The sequence below is a fragment of the Acidobacteriota bacterium genome (assembly GCA_016716715.1).
GTDB lineage: Bacteria > Acidobacteriota > Thermoanaerobaculia > UBA5066 > UBA5066 > Fen-183.
In genome coordinates this window covers 373375-386649 of the sequence record JADJVE010000001.1, presented here as the reverse complement: position 1 = coordinate 386649, position 13275 = coordinate 373375, and the positions used below count along the sequence as shown (strand labels likewise).

General features: G+C 69.7%; 15 protein-coding genes and 1 tRNA gene. 10 read left to right on the top strand and 6 right to left on the bottom strand.

What is annotated here, in order from left to right; all coding sequences use genetic code 11:
- Positions 1-4 precede the first annotated feature (4 nt).
- From IPL89_01695 to IPL89_01685, 3 genes are all read left to right on the top strand, one after another.
- Positions 5-1405: a phosphoglucomutase/phosphomannomutase family protein gene (locus IPL89_01695; protein ID MBK9061905.1), complete on the top strand. Its 1401-nt coding sequence runs from the start codon at positions 5-7 to the stop codon at positions 1403-1405.
- An 11-nt stretch (positions 1406-1416) separates the two neighbouring features.
- A complete protein-coding gene (eno, locus tag IPL89_01690; GenBank protein MBK9061904.1) occupies positions 1417-2688 on the top strand; it encodes a phosphopyruvate hydratase in 1272 nt (423 codons plus the stop codon).
- Between the two features lie 230 nt (positions 2689-2918).
- Positions 2919-3251 carry a septum formation initiator family protein gene (locus tag IPL89_01685; protein MBK9061903.1) on the top strand — a complete coding sequence of 111 codons (333 nt, stop codon included), beginning with the start codon at positions 2919-2921 and terminating at the stop codon, positions 3249-3251.
- Here the strand turns inward: IPL89_01685 and IPL89_01680 are convergent.
- The gene (locus tag IPL89_01680) at positions 3248-3685 is read right to left on the bottom strand and encodes a peroxiredoxin (protein MBK9061902.1); all 438 of its coding nucleotides are present in this window, start codon (positions 3683-3685) and stop codon (positions 3248-3250) included. The two genes, IPL89_01685 and IPL89_01680, sit on opposite strands and share 4 nt — an antisense overlap.
- A 100-nt stretch (positions 3686-3785) precedes the next feature.
- Here IPL89_01680 and IPL89_01675 point away from each other — a divergent pair.
- The 3 genes from IPL89_01675 to IPL89_01665 all read left to right on the top strand — a co-directional run bounded on the left by IPL89_01675 (position 3786) and on the right by IPL89_01665 (position 5435).
- Positions 3786-3862: transfer RNA gene (locus tag IPL89_01675), tRNA-Met, on the top strand.
- A gap of 86 nt (positions 3863-3948) precedes the next feature.
- A complete protein-coding gene (locus tag IPL89_01670) occupies positions 3949-4647 on the top strand; it encodes a hypothetical protein (protein ID MBK9061901.1) in 699 nt (232 codons plus the stop codon).
- Positions 4644-5435 (top strand): hypothetical protein, encoded by a 792-nt coding sequence (locus IPL89_01665; protein ID MBK9061900.1) that lies wholly within the window; start codon positions 4644-4646, stop codon positions 5433-5435. Before IPL89_01670 ends, IPL89_01665 begins: the two co-directional genes overlap by 4 nt.
- 12 nt (positions 5436-5447) lie before the next feature.
- On the opposite strand, the gene IPL89_01660 is transcribed toward IPL89_01665, so the two are convergent.
- The 3 genes from IPL89_01660 to IPL89_01650 all read right to left on the bottom strand — a co-directional run bounded on the left by IPL89_01660 (position 5448) and on the right by IPL89_01650 (position 8055).
- Positions 5448-6110: a PorT family protein gene (locus IPL89_01660; protein ID MBK9061899.1), complete on the bottom strand. Its 663-nt coding sequence runs from the start codon at positions 6108-6110 to the stop codon at positions 5448-5450.
- Between the two features lie 64 nt (positions 6111-6174).
- The gene (locus tag IPL89_01655) at positions 6175-7077 is read right to left on the bottom strand and encodes a helix-turn-helix transcriptional regulator (protein ID MBK9061898.1); all 903 of its coding nucleotides are present in this window, start codon (positions 7075-7077) and stop codon (positions 6175-6177) included.
- 33 nt (positions 7078-7110) lie between these two features.
- Positions 7111-8055 carry a carbamate kinase gene (locus tag IPL89_01650; protein ID MBK9061897.1) on the bottom strand — a complete coding sequence of 315 codons (945 nt, stop codon included), beginning with the start codon at positions 8053-8055 and terminating at the stop codon, positions 7111-7113.
- 46 nt (positions 8056-8101) lie between these two features.
- Between IPL89_01650 and IPL89_01645 the strand changes: the two genes are divergently transcribed.
- Positions 8102-9295, top strand: a complete 1194-nt coding sequence (locus IPL89_01645; protein ID MBK9061896.1) for a DUF2062 domain-containing protein — start codon at positions 8102-8104, stop codon at positions 9293-9295.
- Here IPL89_01645 and IPL89_01640 read toward each other — a convergent pair.
- Both IPL89_01640 and IPL89_01635 read right to left on the bottom strand, forming a co-directional pair.
- Positions 9292-9912 (bottom strand): carbonic anhydrase, encoded by a 621-nt coding sequence (locus IPL89_01640; protein ID MBK9061895.1) that lies wholly within the window; start codon positions 9910-9912, stop codon positions 9292-9294. The genes IPL89_01645 and IPL89_01640 overlap by 4 nt on opposite strands.
- Before the next feature lie 37 nt (positions 9913-9949).
- Entirely contained in the window at positions 9950-10318 is a 369-nt protein-coding gene (locus IPL89_01635) for an HPF/RaiA family ribosome-associated protein (GenBank protein ID MBK9061894.1), read from the bottom strand.
- Positions 10319-10460: 142 nt separating this feature from the next.
- On the opposite strand from IPL89_01635, the gene nhaR reads away from it, so the two are divergent.
- The 3 genes from nhaR to IPL89_01620 all read left to right on the top strand — a co-directional run bounded on the left by nhaR (position 10461) and on the right by IPL89_01620 (position 13237).
- Positions 10461-11360, top strand: a complete 900-nt coding sequence (nhaR, locus tag IPL89_01630; GenBank protein ID MBK9061893.1) for a transcriptional activator NhaR — start codon at positions 10461-10463, stop codon at positions 11358-11360.
- Between the two features lie 49 nt (positions 11361-11409).
- A complete protein-coding gene (locus tag IPL89_01625; protein MBK9061892.1) occupies positions 11410-12603 on the top strand; it encodes a GNAT family N-acetyltransferase in 1194 nt (397 codons plus the stop codon).
- A 94-nt stretch (positions 12604-12697) separates the two neighbouring features.
- The gene (locus IPL89_01620) at positions 12698-13237 is read left to right on the top strand and encodes a hemerythrin domain-containing protein (protein MBK9061891.1); all 540 of its coding nucleotides are present in this window, start codon (positions 12698-12700) and stop codon (positions 13235-13237) included.
- Positions 13238-13275: the final 38 nt, after the last annotated feature.

Genomic DNA, 13275 nt, shown 5'->3' with positions numbered 1-13275 from the left:
CCCCATGATCCGTTTCGGAACGTCCGGCTGGCGCTCGATCCTCGGCGAGGAATTCACGTTCCCGAACGCGCGGCGCGTCGTCACCGCGATCGCCCGCGTCGCGAAGGCCACGGGCGACCCGCTCCGCGGCCTCGTCGTCGCGTCGGACACCCGCTTCCTCAACGAGCGCTTCGTGGACGAGGCCTCGCGCGTCCTCGCGCGAGAGGGCGTGAGGCCCCTGCGCGCCGACCGCGACGTCCCGACGCCCGTCGTCGCGTTCACGATCCGCGAGAAGAAGGCGCTCGGCGCGATCAACTTCACGGCCTCGCACAATCCGCCGGAGTACAACGGCATCAAGTTCTCGACCGCCGACGGCGCGCCCGCCCTGCCGGACGTCACGGCGAAGATCGAGGACGAGATCGCGAAGACGACGGACGCGGACGCGGCCTCCGCGCCTGCCGCCGACACGCCGACGTTCGACCCGACCGAGCCCTACCTTGCCGAGCTCCGGCGCCGCGTGGACGGGGCCGCCATGAAGAAGGCGGGGCTGCGCGTCGCGGTGGACCCGCGCTTCGGAACCTCGCGCGGCTACCTCGACGCGTTCCTCGTCCGTGCCGGCGTGGACGTCGCCCTCATCAACGGCCACCGCGACCCGTACTTCGGCGGCCTCTCGCCGCAGTGCGACGCCCCGAACCTCGTCGCGCTCGGCAAGGTCGTCGTCTCGGAGAAGCGCGCGATCGGCCTCGCGACGGACGGCGACGGGGACCGCTTCGGCGTCCTCGACGCCGACGGCGTCTACGTGAACCCGAACCACTGCCTGATGCTGCTCGCCGAGCGCCTTCTGCCGCGCCGGAGGGCCGGCGACGCGCGCGGAGTGGCGCGCTCGGTCGCGACGACGCACGGCCTCGACGCCGTCGCGAAGGCGTACGGCGCGCCCGTCTTCGAGACGGCCGTCGGCTTCAAGTTCATCGGTGAGCTGCTGCTCCAGGACAAGATCGTGATGGGCGGCGAGGAGTCGGCCGGCTTCACGATGGAGGGCCACGTCCCCGAGAAGGACGGCCCGCTCGCCTGTCTCCTCCTCGCCGAGCTCGTCGCGACGACGGGCAAGACGCTCGGCACGCTGCTGAAGGACCTCTTCGCGAAGGTCGGGCCGTTCTGGCCGGATCGCGCGGACGCGCGCCTCGACCCGAAGCTCGCGGAGACGATGAAAAAGAGGCTCGCGGAGAACCCGGACGCGTTCGCGGGGCTCAAGGTCCAGGGCATCGACCGCACGGACGGCCAGAAACTGCTCCTCGGCGACGGCCGCTGGATTCTCTTCCGCGCCTCGGGGACGGAACCCGTGGTTCGGATCTACGCGGAATCTCCGGACAGACGAGAGACGGATCGACTGCTGACGAAAGCAAAAGAATATGTTCTTAGAGGGTAAGGGGTAGCCACATGTACGCCATCGAAAGCATCCACGCCCGCGAGATCCTGGATTCCCGCGGCAACCCCACCGTCGAAGTCGAGTGCCTCCTCGAGGGGGGCGCGTCCGCCCGCGCGGGCGTCCCGTCCGGCGCCTCCACCGGCTCGCGCGAGGCGCTCGAGCTGCGCGACGGCGACAAGAAGCGCTACGGCGGCAAGGGCGTCCTCAAGGCCGTCAAGAACGTGAACGAGACGATCGCGCCCGAGGTCCTCGGAATGGACGCGCGCCAGCAGGCCGAGATCGACCGCCTCATGATCGAGCTCGACGGCACCGAGATGAAGACCGCGCTCGGCGCCAACGCGATTCTCGGCGTCTCGATGGCCGTCTGCCGTGCCGCGGCCGAGGCCTGCGCGCTCCCGCTCTTCAGGTATATCGGCGGCACGGGCGCCGTCACGCTGCCCGTCCCGATGATGAACGTCGTGAACGGCGGCGCGCATGCGGACAACCCGCTCGACATCCAGGAGTTCATGCTCGTGCCCGCCGGATTCGCGACCTTCCGCGAGGCGCTGCGCGCCGGCTCGGAGGTCTTCCACGCGCTGAAGGGGCTCCTCAAGGCCAAGGGCTTCGCGACGGGCGTCGGCGACGAGGGCGGCTTCGCCCCGAACCTCGAGTCCACGCGCGCGACGCTCGACTTCATCGTCGACGCGATCGGCAAAGCAGGCTACAAGGCGGGCAAGGACGTCTTCATCGCCCTCGACTGCGCGGCGTCGGAGTTCTTCGACAAGGGCGTCTACACGCTCGAAGGGAAGAGGCTCTCGCCCGCCGAGATCGTGGCCTTCTACGAAGGGATCGTGATGGATTACCCGATCCTCTCGATCGAGGACGGCTGCGCCGAAGGCGACAAAGCAGGCTGGAAGCTCATCACCGAGAGGCTCGGTGGCGGGATCCATCTCATCGGCGACGACAACTTCGTGACGAATCCGAAAATTCTGAAGCAGGGCATCGCGGACGGCATCGCGAACGGCCTTCTCGTGAAGCTGAACCAGATCGGGACGATCACGGAGACGCTCGAGGCGGTTCGGATGGCGCAGACGGCGCGCTACGTCACGGTCATTTCGCACCGCTCGGGCGAGACCGAGGACACGACGATCGCCGACCTCGCGGTCGCGACGAACGCCGGCTTCATCAAGACCGGTTCCCTCTGCCGCTCCGAGCGGATCGCGAAATACAACCGCCTCCTGCGCATCGAGGAAGACCTCGGCGAGACGGGCGTCTACCCCGGCCTCGCGGCGAAGAAGGCCTGATCCCGTCAAACCCGCGCCGCTCCGGCGGAATTGAGCGAAAATGAGCGGTGCGCTTCGAACGAATCGTCGGGGGTGAGGGTCCGCCCCGCCTCGTCGGCATCAAGCGCGTCCCGCAGAGCCCGCAGCGTCCGGCCCGCCCGGAACGCGAGCGCGAGCCGGAGCCGTCCGCCCGGCGCGCGCGGACGGACCGCGGCCCGGAGGCGCCCGCGGCCCGGCCCGACGCCCGCCACGTGCGCCCCGCGTCGGTCGTCGTCGTGTCGGCGCTCCTGTCGGCCCTCGTCTTCGGCATCTTCCTCGTGAGCGACCGCGGCCTCCTGCAGGTGCGGAAGCAGCGCGTCCAGCTCGCGAGGGCCCAGGAAGAGGTCGCCCAGCTCGAGGCCGACACGAAGCGGCTCCAGGCCGAGGTCGCGGCGCTCAGGAGCGACCCGAACGCCCTCGAGAAGGTCGCGCGCGAGGAGCTCAACCTCGTCAAGCCCGGCGAGGTCGTCCTCGTCCTGCCGGACGGGTGGGAGAAGCGGGTGAAGCCCGCGGCGCCTCCCGCCCCGTCGCCCGTATCGCGTTAGTCGACGCCCTCGAGGTCCCTCGCCACCTCGCCCGCGTGCTTCGCCGGAGCGACGGACTCGTAGACCTTCGCGATCTTCCCCTTCGAGTCGATCAGGAACGACTTCCGCTTCGCGACGCCGAACGCGAGGCCTACGCCGTAGAGCGCGATGACCTCGCTGTCCTCGTCCGCGAGGAGGCGGAACGTCAGCTTGTTCTTTTCCGCGAACTTCTTCTGGGCCTCGACGGTGTCTTTCGAGACGCCGAGGACGACGACGTCCTTCGGGAGCTTCGGGCCTTCGTCACGGAAGGCCTGGGCTTCCACGGTTCAACCGGCGGTGTCGGCCTTCGGGAAGAAGTAGAGGACGACGCGCCGGCCCTTGAGCGACGCGAGCGAGACGGACTTGCCGTTCTGGTCCTTCAGCGTGAAGAGCGGAGCCTTGTCCCCAGGTTTCAGGGTCGTGTCCGAGAAGAGTCCCATGAGGTCCTCCGGCCTCCACTCTAACCGGTCCAAACTTGACTCGCAGGGCCCGAGCCGTTATGGTCCCCCTCCCTGACGCGGGGTGGAGCAGCCTGGTAGCTCGTTGGGCTCATAACCCAAAGGTCGCAAGTTCAAATCTTGCCCCCGCAACCAATTACGACCCGGCCCGGCGGAAACGCCGGGCCTTTCGTTTACGGCGAAGTCCCCGGTCCATCCCTGGGTTAGACTTTCCTCGAGCCGTGAGAAAGCTTCTGCTCCTGCTGCTCCTGGCGCCCGGACTTCTTGTCGCGGATGTCGTGTACCTCAAGAGCGGAGCCAGTTTCTCCGGCCGGATCCTCGAGCAGACCGCGGAGAAGGTGGTCATCGACTTCGGCGATGGGACCATCGGTCTCCAGATGGACCAGGTCGAGAAGGTCGTGAAGGGCACTTCGCCCCTCGACGAGTTCGACGCGCGAGCGAGCAAGCTGGGTCCGCAGGACGTCAACGGCTGGCGCAGCCTCGGCCTGTGGGCGTCCACGAAGGGCCTCTCGGCCCAGTCGCGCGCGGCCTACAAGCGGGTTCTCGCGCTCGCTCCCGACGACAAGGAAGCCCGGGAGGCGCTGGGGTTCGTGCAGGTCGACGGCCGCTGGCTCACCGAGGAAGACAGCTACCGCGCCCGTGGCTTCGTCAAGTACGACGGCGAGTGGATGACGCCCGCCGAGGTGCAGCTGGCGCAGTCCGACGCCGCGAAGGATCAGGCGCGCAACGAGGCCGCCCAGCGCGCCTCGGACGCGCAGTTCAAGGCCAGCATGGACCAGCTGCAGAAACAAGAGGACGACAAGCGTGCGCGGGATGAAGCGGACCGGATGAGAAACAACCCTGTCTACAACCCCGTTTACACGGGTGGGTGGGGCTATGGCGTGACGTCCTGGCCGAACCCCGCAGGAATCTCGAGATGAGCGCGCGCGGCGGATCCCCCCGCGGGCGGCTGGCTGCGGCGGCCTTCGTCGCGACGTTGCTGGCCGGTCCCGGCGCCCTTGCGGGCTCTCCCCCGCCGAGCGCGCCCGCGAAACCCGCAGCCGAGCCGACGGCCGACGAGATCGTCGGGCGCTACGTGACGGCACGGGGAGGGATGGAGAAGCTGAAGGCTCTTCAGACGCTGCGCCAGGAAGGGCGCATCAGCGCCGGTGCGGACCGCAACGGGCTCGTGATGCGCGAGATCAAACGCCCCGGGAAAATCCGGTTCGAGTTCACCGTCCAGGGCGTCACCAGCGTCTTCGCCTCGGACGGCCAGCGTGGCTGGAAGGTGAACCCGCTCGAGGGAGAGATGGGCGTCAAGGCCATGCCGGAAGAGGCCCTGATCGACGCGCGAGAGCAGGCCGACATCGACGGGCCGCTCGTCGACTGGAAGAGCAAGGGGAGCCGGATCGAGCTCGTCGGCCGCGAGATCGTCGGCGGCCACGAGGCCTGGAAGCTGAAGGTCACGCTCAAGAGCGGCGGGGTGCTCACCGCCTACGTCGAGGTCAAATCCGCGAACCTGGTCCGGACCGACGCCACGCGGCTCGTGCGCGGGAGGCGCGTCTCGGTCGAGACGACCTTCGGCGACTACCGAAAGACGGGAGGGATCCTCTTCCCCCACCTCGTCGAGGTCCGGGCCGCCGGCCGGCCGCAGTTGCTCCGGATCGTGGTGGACAAGGTCGAGGTGAATCCGCCCCTGAGCGACGCCCGCTTCACGCCGCCGTCCTGACGCGAGCGGCCGCTAGCGCGAAGTCCCCAGCGCGAAGCTCACGCCCGCGAGGATCTTCAGATCCCGCGTGTTGACGGTTCCGCCCACGGGTCCGGTGTTGAAGATGTTCACGAGGCCCACGGAGTAGCGGCCTTCGAGGACGAGCGCGGTCCCCGGATTCAGCCGATAGAGAAGGCCCGCCCCCAAGTCGAGGCCCAGGTCCGTCGTCCTCGTCGAGTCCTGGAAATCTCCGGAACTCGATCCGCTCTCCACGGTGGCGGAGAGACGAAACCCGACGACGGGTCCCGCGAAGAGATACGGCCGGAGAGGGCCCGACCCGAATGTCGCCTTCGCGGTGAGGGGCAGTTCCACGTAGTCGAGGCGGTACGTCGCCTTGCCGGCGGCCGACGAAACCTCGAACCCCTTCTGCGTGTAGAACGCCTCGAGCTGAACGGAGAACGCCTCCGAGAGCCGGGCCTCGGCGAACGCGCCCCCGATGAAACCCGTCCGGGCGGACTTCGAGTATCCCGGCGGAAGGTCCGGGGCGAGCAGGACGTTCGCGAAACTGACGCCGCCTTTCAGTCCCCACGAGAACGCCGAGTCTCGAGCTGCCGGAGGCGGCGCCTGGGCCAGCGCCGCGCCGCACGGGGCGATCGTCGAGACCGCCAGAGCCAGGAGCCGGATGGTGTCGCGCACGCGAGATCCTCCACGGTCCGACATGGACCATGGGCACGATGGGGCGCGCCGGGGGCTCGCGCTGTCAGCATCGTGCTCGCGGGGCGCGAAGGCCCGCCACGTTCCGCCGGCTCCGCGCGGCCGCGCGCCGGAATTCCGTCGGCGTCATGCCGAACTCCCGCCGGAACGCGACCGTGAAGTGGCTGTGGCTGGAGTAACCGTGGTCCATGGCGACGGCGCTCAGGTCGGCATCCGGGCTGGCCACGCGCTCGAGCGCGGCTCGCAGCCGAAGGGTGTGGCGGTAGCGGGAGATCGTCGTCCCGGTGACCGCCCGGAATACCCGGCAGAGATGGAAGGGCGAGACGCCGACCGCCCGGCCCACGTCCTCGAGAGACACCGGCTCGCCGAGCTTGAAGGCGAGCAAGGCGCGCACCGAATGGACGGCGTCGCAGTGGCGTTCTCTCAGGGGCCGGAGCGGGGGCGCGCTTCCATCCCATCGGCAGGCCGCCGCCGCGACTTCCCCGACCAGAGCCAGCGCGGCCTCCTCGAGCTCGAGGGAGTGCGGGTCACGTCTCCTCGAGACGCGGAGGTGCAGAAGCCGCTGCAGCAGGTACGTGCGCGAGGAGGTCGCGCCGAGGGCGGTGCGAAACGGCGCCCCCGGGCGGTCCCGGACCGTCGGGTCGAACCTCGCGAGAGCCTCGACGAGGACGTCCGGGCGGACGGCGATCGCGGCACCGTGGTCGCCGCCTCCGCAGGGGTGACTCGTGCGATAGGGCGCGCCATGGTTGAGGAAAAGAACGGTCCCCTGCTCGACCGTGAGGCGCTCGCGCCCCTGGTGAAGCGCGAAGACACCGGAATGCGGAAAGCCGATCACGTGGGCCGGCTGCCGCTGCTCTCTCCCGACGGCGCAGCCCGCCGCGTGGCATCGGTATCGCGAGATCTGGACCATCGGGCCGACGTACAGCCAGTCGATCGTTACGTCGAGCATCACCCACGACTACGGGGCGGCCGGCGGCGGGTTTCACGGGACGACGTGCGTGCCTGCCTTGCCGGCGAGGGCGAGGCCGACGTGCGCAGGATCCGTGATGATCGCCTCGCGGCCGCCTCCCTCGAGGAAGGCGACGACGGCTTCGATCTTCGGGAGCATGCTCCCCGCCTTGAAGTGGCCCTCGGCCATGAACCGTCGCGCCTCGGCGACGGTCATCCGTTCGATCTCCTTCTGCTGTGGGGTGCCGAAGTCGAGGGAGACCTTCTCGACGCCCGTCGAGATGACGAGAAGCTCGGCGCCCAGCTGGCGGGCGAGAAGGCTCGACGCGTGGTCCTTGTCGATGACCGCGGCCGCGCCCCGGATCATCCCCGCGGCGTCCTCGACGACGGCGATCCCGCCTCCGCCCGCCGCAACGACGACGAAGCCCGCGTCGAGGAGGCTCTTCACCGCGCCGAGCTGGAGGATCGCCTTCGGCGCCGGAGAGGCGACGACGCGCCGCCATCCGCGCCCGGCGTCCTCGACCATGTCCCACCCGTCCGCCGCGCGACGGAGGTCCGCATCCGCCTTCGACAGGAAAGATCCGATGGGCTTGTTCGGCTTCTCGAACGCGGGATCGGCCCGGTCCACGAGGCAGAGCGTCACGACCGTGGCCGCGGCCTTCTCGAAGCCCAGCCGACGGAACTCGTTGAAGAGCGCGAGCTGGAGGTGGTAGCCGAGCGCGCCCTGAGTATCTGCAACACACGAGTCCAGGGGCACGGGGTGGAGCTCCTTCGACGCGAGCTCCGACCGGCGCAGGATGAAGCCCACCTGCGGGCCGTTCCCGTGCGTGATCACGAGCCGGAGGTCCGGGTCCCGGAGGAGCGGCGCGATGTGGCGGCACGTTTCGGAGCACGCCTGGTACTGGTCCGGGACACGCTGGTGCTCCTTGTCCGTGATGAGCGAGTTCCCGCCGATGGCGATGACGGCCGTCCTGGTCACGTGAACCCCCTTCCTCCGGCGCGCCGAGGATGTCAGAGTTCCGGGCGTGTCGGAGACCAAACCGGCGGAGCGACGGGCGCGCTCGTGGTTTCCGCACTTTCGAGCGCTGTGGGACCGGGTTCTCCGCGAGCACGCTTCGCCCGCGCGGGTCGGGTTCGCGGTCGGAGTCGGCGTTCTGGTCGGCTGCAGCCCGTTTCTCGGCCTTCAAGTCGCGATCGCGGCGCTTCTCGCCATCGTTTTCCGACTCAACAAGCTGGCGGTGTTCCTGGGTCTCCAGATCTCGGCCCCGCCCCTCCTGCCCCTCGTCCTCTTCGCCGGAGCTCAGCTCGGAGAGCTCGTCCGCCACGGCCACCTTCTTCGGATGGACCGGGTCGCGTTCCAGGCGATGCCGGCGGGAGAGCTCGTGCGTCTTCTCTTCTTCGACATCCTGGCGGGAGGGACGGTGCTCGGGCTCGTACTCGGGACGGCGCTCGGAACGGCGGCCGCGAGGACGGCGACTCGCTGGGCTTCGCCAGAAGTCCGTCTTTCCCGCGACGAGATGGCGCAGTTCGGGGCTCGCCTGCCCGGCTTGCCCTTTCCGCTCCGTCAGTACGTCCGATGGAAGATCCTCTTCGACCCGGTCTACGCGGTCGTCGCTTCCCGACTGAAGGGCGTCCGCGAGACCCTCGACCTCGGAGCCGGGTTGGGGATCATGGCCGCGGTGCTCGTCCATCGGGATCCCGAGCGGCGCGTCGTCGCCGTGGAGTGGGATGCGCGAAAGGCGGCCGCGGCGAGGCACTTCCTCTCCGGGCTGCCCCAGGTCGACGTCGTCTGCGCCGATGCGCGGCTCTTCCCGACCGAACCGGTCGAATCGATTCTCCTGCTCGACATCCTCCACTACGGCGAGCCGGCCGCCCAGGACGACTGGCTCGGCCGGTGTGCGTCCGCGCTGAAACCCGGAGGGGTCCTGATCGTCCGGGAGAATGACGCGTCTTCCCGGGGAACATTGGCGGAGGGGTTCGAGAGGCTCGCGGTCAAACTCGGCTGGAATCGAGGGCACGGCTTTCATCCTCAAAGGAGGGCCGATCTCGTCCATCGGCTCGAGAGCGTCGGACTGGGCGTCGAGACGATCAGGAACAGTGCGGCAATGGCCGGCCTTACGCTGCTCGTCGCGCGCAGGCCGCTCGCCCTCGAACGGGCGCAGCCTGCCGCTCCGGCCCGGCTCGCGAGAGCCGGCCCGTTTTCATTTCCGAACGGCTAGGGTCCGTCCAGGAACCGCACGGCGCCCGTCGAGAACTCGAAGACGGCGCCGACGAGCCGCATCACGCCTTCCTTCTCCCGCTCCTGCGCCTCCGGGGTCGCCATGATCCGGCTGACGGTCCACCGGACGTTCGCTTCGACGGCGGCGCGCATCTGCTCGTCCTGCGAAAGACCCGGGTCGACGTCCTGGAGGCCCGGCAGGATGTTCTGGAGCAGCGCCTCGATGCGGCTCCGCTCGCGCGTGCCCTCGCGAAGCGAGCGGAGCGCGGCCTGCACGGCGCCGCACCCTTCGTGCCCGAGAACGACGAAGAGCGGCGTCTTCAGGTGGACGCCCGCGTATTGCAGCGTGCCGGCGACCTCGGGTGACAGGACGTTGCCGGCGAGGCGCACCACGAACAGCTGGCCGAACCCCGCGTCGAAGACGAGCTCGGGCGGGACGCGCGAGTCGCTGCAGCCGAGGATGGTCACGAAGGGGTGCTGGCCCTTCGCGAGGGCGGCGAGGACGTCCTTCTGCACGGTGGGGAAACGCGCCTCGCCGCGCATGAAGCGCGCGTTCCCTTCCTTCAGGCGCAGGAGCGCCTCTTCGGCGGTCAGTCGCGGCCCGGCGTCGTCGCTCATACGGTCCGCCCAGTTTCGGCCATGTCCTCGAGCGCGGTCAACCGCAGGCGCGCCCCTCAGGCGCCCTCGCGCCTCGCCGTTCTCCGAGCCAGCGCGTCGTCGCGTCGCGTCGGCGCTCCAGCGCGCGCGCGACCGCGTGAGCGAGCCGCGCCGCCGTGCGGCCGATGGCCGCGCGAAGCTCGCCGTCCGTCTTTTCCACCCGCACGCTGCCCCCGGGGGCGAGGTCGGCCTGCATCGCGCAGCGCTTGTCGATGCCGCCGCGGGGGCCGTTCAGATCCTCGAGGTTGACGGTCACGGCCCTCACCTGCCGGCCGAATCGGGAGAGCTCGAAGGCCACGCGACGGTCCACGAGCCTGCGGATCTTCCGACTCACGTGCATCCCGTAGCCGCGTACGCTGATCGTCATCGTTCTCCTCCTCGGGGTCGCTCGCACGCCACGGCCGGCAGGGACGCAACCCTTCACCGGCAAGCTAGGGCACCGGAGTCGACCTGCACAAATTCATTCTCTGCGAAGCAAACATTCAACAATGTCTATGTATAGTGGCGGCGTGAACCGCCTCAACTACCACCATCTCCAGGTCTTCTGGACCGCGGCGCGGGAGGGCGGCGTCACGCGAGCGAGTGAGAAGCTGCACGTCTCGCAGCCGACCGTGACGTCGCAGATCCGGGCGCTCGAGATCGCGCTCGGCACGAGGCTCTTCAGGCGCTCGGGCCGGCGCCTGACGCTCACGGACGCGGGGCGCTCTGCCTATCGTTACGCCGACGAGATCGTCGGGCTCGGCCGGGACCTTCTGGTCACGATGAAGGGTGGCCGGCCGGCACGCGAGGTGCGGCTGACGGTCGGTGTTGCCGACGTGTTATCCAAGCTGATCGCCTACCGGATCGTGGAACCCGCTCTCAGGCTTCCCGAACCCGTGCGCCTGGAGGCGATCGAGGACACGCCGGAACGCCTCCTGGCGGAGCTCGCGCTCTTCGCTCTCGATGTCGTCCTTGCGGACGCACCCGTCGGACCGACGACCAGGGTCCGTGCCTACAGCCACCTGCTGGGAGAGTGCGCGGTTTCCGTGTTCGGCGCCGACCGACTGGCCAGGGCTCACCGGCGCGGTTTCCCCCGCTCTCTCGACGGGGCTCCCTTTCTGCTTCCCAGGCAGCAGTCGGCCCTGCGCGTCGCCCTCGACGACTGGTTCGAGCGCGAGGGAGTCAAGCCCCGTATCGTCGGTGAGTTCGACGACAGCGCCCTCATGGCGGCCGTCGGACAGGCCGGGCTGGGTCTTTTCCCGGCGCCGTCACCCATTGCGAGCGAGGTGTGCCGCCAGTACGGCGTTCGCTCGATCGGAACGATCGAGCCGGTCCGTCAGAGGTTCTACGCCATCACGGTCGATCGAAAACTCAAGCACCCGGCGGTGATTGCGATCTGCGAGGCTGCCCGGCGCAAGCTCTTCCCTTGAAGTCGGTCCATCGCCTCTCGAAGCGGCTCGCCCGTATCCTTCCGGGGTCATGAGCCCCGACGGCCCCGCGCCCGCCCCGCCGCCCGACCTTGCTCCGCAGGACGTCGTCCTCCGGTTCCTCGAGAGCACGGGCCGCCCGTCCGAGGCGCGGCTCTACCTCGACCTCTTTCGCGCGCGCCCGCGCGAGCAGTTCGCGGCGATCGCGATCGACGCGAACGTCATGTCCGGCGCGGCCGACGCCGTCGTGCAGGATCTGCGCTTCCTCGCCGCGCTCGACCTCTATCCGACCGTCGTCCTCGGGATCTTCCAGCCCGCCGACGCCGCGGCGCACGCCCGCGTTCTCACCCGCCATCTCGAAGCCGAAGGCGTCACCGTCGAGACCCTGGCCGCGTCGGAGGCCGGGCTGGCCGGCCGACTCACGGCGGCGGCCGCCGCGGGGCGCGTTCCCGCCGTCGTCTTCGAGCCGGCGGCGGGCGAGCAGCCCGGCGACCGGATCGCGCGCCTCGGCGTCCTCCTGCGCGAGCTCCAGACGCGGAAGCTCCTCTTTCTCCACCGGCCCGGAGGACTCCGCCAGGGCGGCGCCCTCGTCCCGCTCGTGAACCTCACGACCGACGTGCCCGCTCTCGTCGCGAGCAAGGAAATCTCGCGCAAGGAGCGGCTCATCCTCGAGGGGGCGCGCCCGCTTTGCGAGGAGGCCGCGCCGCTCCCCTTCACGGTCGCGATCACCTCTCCGCTGAACGTCCTCCGCGAGCTGTTCACGGTGAAGGGCGCCGGCACGCTCCTCCGCCGCGGAGCGCGCATCGCGCGCCGCGAGGGCTGGGACGGCGTGGACGTGGCCCGCCTGCGCGAGCTTCTCGCGTCGAGCTTCGGGCGGGCGCCGCTGGACGCGTTCTTCGAGACGACGCCTTCGCACGTCTACCTCGAGGAGGCCTACCGCGGCTGCGCGATCCTCGTGGACACGCCGCTCGGCGCGTACCTCACGAAGTTCGCCGTGTCGCCGGAGGCGCAGGGCGAGGGCATCGCGCGGGACCTCTGGGAGGCCCTCGCGGCGGACGCGCCGGTCGTCTTCTGGCGCGCGCGCCGGACGAACCCGATCAGCGAGTGGTACATGAAGCTGTGCGACGGCCTGGTGCGCGTGCCGGGCTGGACGATTTACTGGAAGGGCCTCGCGGCGGACGCGATCCCGGCGGCGATCGCGTGGGCCGTCAAGCAGCCGGTCGACATCCCGCGCGACGGGGAGTGACTCCGAGGCGGTCGCCGATCCGCTCCGCGGCATGACCGCGGTCATAACGTCCGCCCCCGCGCGTCCCTATCGTCTTCTCGCCAGGAGGACGACGATGCAGACCGAGATTCGCACACAGCCCTCGACCGGCTCCGCTCCCGGGAACGAGTCCCTGACGGCCGTCGTGAAGTTCATCCTCGAGACGCACCACGTCTTCACCCGCGCGGCGATCGCGTCCCTCCCGCCTCTCGCCGCGATCGCGCGCAGCCGCCACGGCGACGCGCACCCCGAGACCCTCCTGGTCGAACGGCTGGTCCGCCGACTCGTGGAAGACCTCGGGCCGCACATGCTCAAGGAGGAGCGGATCCTCTTCCCGTACATCGAGTCGCTCGAAGGACCGACACGGGGAGGCGACGCCTGCTTCCCCAGCGTGCAGAACCCGATCCGCGTGATGCTGCGCGAGCACGAGGCCGTCGAGGAGATCCTCGGAGAGCTGCGCGCCGTCACGGCGGACTACACGCTCCCCGAAGGCGCGTGCGAGTCCTTCCGTGCGCTCTACGCCGGCCTCGTGGACCTCGAGGCCGACCTGAAGCGCCACATCCGCATCGAGAACGACGTGCTCTTTCCCGGGGCGATCGCGCTGGAGGTCGGCTGATCGGGAGAGCGGCGCGCTCCCGCGGGCCCTACATTCGC